Annotated in this window: 4 protein-coding genes; 1 reads left to right on the forward strand and 3 read right to left on the reverse strand. The window is 70.7% G+C overall.

Translation table 11 applies throughout. The features are described from left to right. Positions 1 to 231 precede the first annotated feature (231 nt). Complete coding sequence (nagB, locus tag GA0115240_RS32035; RefSeq protein WP_093742214.1) at positions 232 to 1,017, reverse strand: glucosamine-6-phosphate deaminase; 786 nt, start codon at positions 1,015 to 1,017, stop codon at positions 232 to 234. 520 nt (positions 1,018 to 1,537) lie between these two features. Here nagB and GA0115240_RS32040 point away from each other — a divergent pair. Further along, the gene (locus GA0115240_RS32040; protein ID WP_093742216.1) at positions 1,538 to 2,986 is read left to right on the forward strand and encodes a sensor histidine kinase; all 1,449 of its coding nucleotides are present in this window, start codon (positions 1,538 to 1,540) and stop codon (positions 2,984 to 2,986) included. A 111-nt stretch (positions 2,987 to 3,097) separates the two neighbouring features. Here GA0115240_RS32040 and GA0115240_RS32045 read toward each other — a convergent pair whose 3' ends face one another. Together GA0115240_RS32045 and GA0115240_RS32050 are read right to left on the reverse strand one after the other, a co-directional pair. Further along, on the reverse strand, positions 3,098 to 3,355 hold the full coding sequence (locus GA0115240_RS32045) for a WhiB family transcriptional regulator (protein ID WP_093742218.1): 258 nt from the start codon (positions 3,353 to 3,355) through the stop codon (positions 3,098 to 3,100). Between the two features lie 319 nt (positions 3,356 to 3,674). Then, complete coding sequence (locus tag GA0115240_RS32050) at positions 3,675 to 4,643, reverse strand: diacylglycerol/lipid kinase family protein (protein WP_093742220.1); 969 nt, start codon at positions 4,641 to 4,643, stop codon at positions 3,675 to 3,677. Positions 4,644 to 4,752: the final 109 nt, after the last annotated feature.

Here is a 4,752-nt window from a genome sequence, read left to right on the forward strand (position 1 = left end):
GTAGGGGCGCGGGGAACTGCGGGGGACGTCCCCGCCGGCGGGTGGTCCGGCGGCAGCCGTGAGGGGCTGGGCGGTGCGGGCGGGTACGCGGCCGCCCGCCTGGCGGCCCCGCTCGGGGCCCCGTAGGGGCGCGGGAACTGCGCGGGACGTCCCCGCCGGCGGGTGGTCCGGCGGCAGCCGTGAGGGGGCCGGGCGGTGCGGGCCGGGGGCGAGGGGGCCGCGGCGTCGGGGTCAGAGGCCCTGCCAGGCCGGCTTCGCCGCGAAGGTGGCGCGGAAGTACGGCGCCAGCTTCAGCTTCGAGGCCGCGGCCTCGTCCACCACGACGGTGGCATGCGGGTGCAGCTGCAGCGCCGAGCCCGGCACGATCGCGGCGACCGGTCCCTCGACGGTCTGGGCGACCGCCTCGGCCTTGCCCTCGCCGGTGGCGAGCAGGACCAGGTGCCGGGCCTCCAGGATGGTGCCGATGCCCTGGGTGATGACGTGGTGCGGCACCTGCTCGATGTCCCCGCCGAAGAAGCGCGCGTTGTCCACCCGGGTCTGCTCGGTGAGCGTCTTGATCCGGGTCCGCGAGGCCAGCGACGAGCAGGGCTCGTTGAACCCTATGTGTCCGTCGGTGCCGATCCCGAGCAGCTGGAGGTCCACGCCGCCGGCCGCGGCGAGCGCCGCGTCGTAGGCCGCGCAGGCCGCCAGGATGTCCTCGGCGGAGCCGTCGGGACCCATGAAGGAGTCGGGCGACAGCCCGAGCGGCTCGACGACCTCGCGCAGCACCACCGAGCGGTAGGACTCGGGGTGCCCGGCCGGCAGGCCCACGTACTCGTCCAGCTGGCAGATCCGGGCCCGCGAGGCGTCCACGGCGCCGGTGCGGACCCGGCCGGCCAGTGCCTGGTAGACGGGCAGCGGGCTGGAGCCGGTGGCCACGCCCAGCAGGGCGTCGGGCTTGCGGCTCAGCAGGGCGGCGACGGCCCCCGCGATGAGTTCGCCGCCTGCCGCGGCGTCCGGGACGATGACAACTTCCACGCTGGGCCTGCCGTTCTGGAAGAGACGGGAAGAGAAAGGTATGGTATAGACCAATCTACCAGAGGTGGCCGCGCCGGTGGGAGGCGGTTCCGTGGGGGTGCCGGGCCCGGCCGGCCGCGTCCCCGCCGCGTATTCGGCCCCGGAACGCACTTCGGGCCGCGGTGCCGGGAGAGGACCCTCAACCTCTCCAGCACCGCAGCCCGGAGCTGCCGTCGATGCCTCGGCCGACGGGGTGTGCGGTCCCCGCGGTCGGGTGGCACCGACCAGAAGAGGCTTCGGGCGTCGTCAGGGCAGAGAACGCCGTGGCCTCGATCCGCTCTCCTGTGCGGGGAGTGCGGAGGTCTGTGGTGAGCCCATTGTGGACTAGACCATTGGCCTTGTCCATGGGTCCGCCATCGATTCGACCGGTCAATTCCCGCCGGAACCCCCCGTCAAACACACGTTCCCCCACTACTCCGGCCGCGGCCGCGCGCACCGCTGCCCGGCCGCCCAAAACGGTACGCTCGCAGGCGTGCCCTCCATGAACGACCTCGTCCGCGAGCACACAGCCCTCGACGACTCCGATCTCGAATGGCTGCATCTGCTCGTCTCGGAGTGGCAGCTGCTCTCCGATCTGTCCTTCGCCGATCTGGTGCTGTGGGTGCCGACCCGCGACGGCTCCCGCTATGTCTCGGTGGCGCAGATGCGGCCGAACACCGGACCGACCTCGTACCAGGACGACATGGTGGGCCATCTGGTCCCCCGGGGCCGCCGCCCACTGCTGGACGCGGCGCTGGACGAGGGCCGGATCGTCCGGGAGGGCGACCCGGAGTGGCGCGAGGAGGTGCCGGTCCGGGTGGAGTCCATCCCGGTGCGGCGCGACGGCCGGGTGCTCGGGGTGATCGCCCGCAACACCAACCTGCTGACCGTCCGCACCCCCAGCCGGCTCGAACTCACGTACCTGCAGAGCGCGTCGGACCTGGCGCAGATGATCGCGGCCGGCTCCTTCCCCTTCCCGTCCGAACACGTGGACATGGACGCCTCGCCGCGGGCCGGCGACGGGCTGATCCGGCTGGACGCGGAGGGCCTGGTGCAGTACGCCAGCCCCAACGCCCTGTCCGCCTACCACCGGCTGGGCCTGGCGGCCGACCTGGTGGGCCACCACCTCGGCCAGGCCACCGCCGAACTCGCCCCGGAGCGCGGCCCGGTGGACGAGGCGATGGTCAAGCTGGCGAGCGGCTGGGCGCCGCGGGAATTCGAAGTCGAGGGCGGCGACGGGGTGATCCAGCTGCGGTCCATCCCGCTGAAACCCAAAGGCATCCATATCGGTTCTCTGGTGCTGCTCCGGGATGTCACCGAACTGCGACGCCGCGAGCGCGAATTGATTACCAAGGACGCCACCATCCGGGAGATCCACCACCGGGTGAAGAACAACCTCCAGACGGTGGCGGCCCTATTGCGGCTGCAGGCCCGCCGGATGGACTCCGAGGCGGCCCGCGAGGCGCTGGACGAGGCGGTGCGCCGGGTCGGCTCGATCGCCATCGTGCACGAGACGCTGTCGCAAACCCTCGACGAACGGGTGGAGTTCGACGAGATCGCGGACCGGGTCCTGGCCATGGTGGCGGAGATCTCACCCGGCCGGGTGAACCCGCGGCGCACCGGCAAGTTCGGCATCCTCACCGCGGAGATCGCCACCCCGCTGGCCATGGTGCTCACCGAACTCCTGCAGAACGCGCTGGAACACGGCTTCGGACCCGGCGAGAGCGGCACGGTGGAGGTCTCGGTGCTCCGCGGTCAGGACCTGGTCACCGTCGCTGTCCAGGACGACGGCCGGGGCCTGCCGGACGGCTTCGACGCCCAACAGGCCGGCAATCTCGGCCTGCAGATCGTCCGCACCCTGGTGGTGGGGGAGTTGGGCGGCACCTTCGACATGCTCCCCGCCCCGACGGGCGGCACCCGGGTGATCCTCGAACTCCCGCTGGAGAACTGAGCCCGGACACAAGAAGGCCCCCCGTACCGCCATTGGTACGGGGGGCACTTCACGATGCTGCGCGTGTGTTGGCAGGTGCTGCGCGCTGCGGCTCGGGGGGAAGGCTGTGAATCAGGCTGTGGCGTTGCGGGCCCGGTTGCGGGCGGCGCGGCGCTTCATCGCACGACGCTCGTCCTCGCTGAGGCCACCCCACACACCGGCGTCCTGACCGCTCTCCAGTGCCCACTGAAGGCACTGGTCCATGACGGGGCAGCGGCGGCAGACGGCCTTGGCTTCCTCGATCTGCAGCAGCGCAGGACCGGTGTTGCCGATGGGGAAGAAGAGCTCGGGGTCTTCCTCGCGGCAAACGGCGCGGTGACGCCAGTCCATGGCTGCTCCAACTCCTTGTGTGACAAGCACGTTGCTTGTGAATGTGAACGCTTTCACGAATCCCCGCACAGCGAACGGGACGCCATCCAGCCGTTGCTGGAGCTGTCCCGCTGGAGTGAGGAGGAGATTCGGGCTCTCAAGGGGGCCTGTTGTTCGGCCGTCCCGATCGCCACCTAGAGACTCGCAAACCTCGGCTGGAGATACAACCCCTTCAGGAAAGTTTTTTTTGATTCCTCGGTGTCGCATCGGTCACAGCCGTACTTCCATGGGGTGCAGGGCAGTCTAAACGTTCGAGTAAAAGGACTTTAGGCTCTTCCACTTACACAATCACACGCAGTGCACGGCGTACGCCTCTGAAGGTCGCGCTCGTACGCAGTCCCAGGTGGTCACCGTCCACCTGGAAGGGCAATGGCGCCTGCGATTGCAAGGTGAAGTCGGTGAGATCGTGCAGCGTCAGGGCGTACTTTCCACGCGGTCCCCGCTCCGGCGTGGAGCGGAGCAACTGCGTCGCGTAACGCGCGCCTGACATCGTGGACATCTTGGTGATGCCCAGCAGGTCGAGTGCGGTGTCGAAGGACGCCTTGGGGGAGGCGTACACCGGGCGGTTGCCCAGATACGTCCACGGCGAGGTGTTGCAGACTATCGCCGTGATGAGTTCGGGCACCGGCTCCTCGTCCGGGCGCAGCACCGTGATGGAGCCGTGCCGGCGGTGCGGGTCGGCGAGGAACTGCCGGGCCACCTGCCGGAAGTAGAGCGCCGGGGTGGAGCGCGCACCCAACTCCCGCTGCTGCTCGACCCGTCCGATCACCCCGGCGTCGAAGCCCAGACCCGCACAGAAGGTGAACCAGCGGGCCGGCACGCCCTCGTCCTCGGTGCCGGGGGTGCCGCTGACCAGCCCCAGGCCCACCGTCTTCGAGGTACCGGCCCGCAGCGCGTCCAGCAGCGCGCCGGTGGCCTCCACCGCGTCGTTGGGCAGCCCGAGGGCGCGGGCGAAGACATTGGTGGAACCGCCGGGCACCACGGCGAGCTTCGGCAGCCGCTCCGGATCCGGGCCGTGGTGCAGCAGACCGTTGACGATCTCGTTGACGGTGCCGTCACCACCGAGTGAGACGACCAGCTCGGTCTCGCCGCCCTCGGCCGCCCGCCGGGCCAGGTCGCGGGCGTGGCCGCGGTACTCCGTCGTCGCCACCTCGAGCTTCAGGTCGCTGGCCAGCGCGGTACCGATCACATCGCGGACCCGCGCGCTGGTGGTGGTGGCGGCGGGATTGACCACGAGGAGAGCGCGCATGGTCAACAGCGTACCCAGGCTTTTTCGTCCCGGGCTACGCTGACCGGTGTGAGCCAGACCCCCAAGCGCCGCCCCTCGTCCAGCGCGCCCGCGGCCTCCGGCACGGCCG

The sequence above is a fragment of the Streptomyces sp. DvalAA-14 genome (assembly GCF_900091855.1).
In the GTDB taxonomy this organism is placed as follows: Bacteria; Actinomycetota; Actinomycetes; order Streptomycetales; family Streptomycetaceae; genus Actinacidiphila.

Bases quoted from the DNA above. Each gene is read 5' to 3' on its own strand.
- GA0115240_RS32045 (WP_093742218.1), bottom strand. From the start codon at position 3,355: ATGGACTGGCGTCACCGCGCCGTTTGCCGCGAGGAAGACCCCGAGCTC.
- GA0115240_RS32040 (WP_093742216.1), top strand. From the start codon at position 1,538: ATGAACGACCTCGTCCGCGAGCACACAGCCCTCGACGACTCCGATCTC.
- GA0115240_RS32050 (WP_093742220.1), bottom strand. From the start codon at position 4,643: ATGCGCGCTCTCCTCGTGGTCAATCCCGCCGCCACCACCACCAGCGCG.